This is a genomic window from Nocardiopsis lucentensis DSM 44048, assembly GCF_000341125.1.
Classification (GTDB): Bacteria; Actinomycetota; Actinomycetes; order Streptosporangiales; family Streptosporangiaceae; genus Nocardiopsis; species Nocardiopsis lucentensis.
On the sequence record NZ_ANBC01000520.1, the window covers coordinates 1 to 207 of the forward strand.

Here is a 207-nt window from a genome sequence, read left to right on the forward strand (position 1 = left end):
CGACGGAGTCGTCGTGGTCGTCGTACCCGTCGTAGTCCGCGTAGGCGTCGTAGTCCGCGTAGCCGTCGGCCCGGTCCTCGTCGTGGCCGGGCTCGGAGGGCGCGTCGGCCTGGGCTCCGGGCGCGGCCAGCGCCGCGGTGTCGGCCGGGACGTCGGCGAGGAAACCGCTCTCGTCGGCGGCGGGCTCCGGGGCCGCGCGCCGCGAGG

1 protein-coding gene is annotated in these 207 nt (G+C 78.3%); it reads right to left on the reverse strand.

The genetic code is table 11. The features are described 5' to 3' along the window. On the reverse strand, window positions 1–207 hold a 207-nt coding region (locus D471_RS40305), incomplete at both ends, for a hypothetical protein (protein ID WP_040690210.1).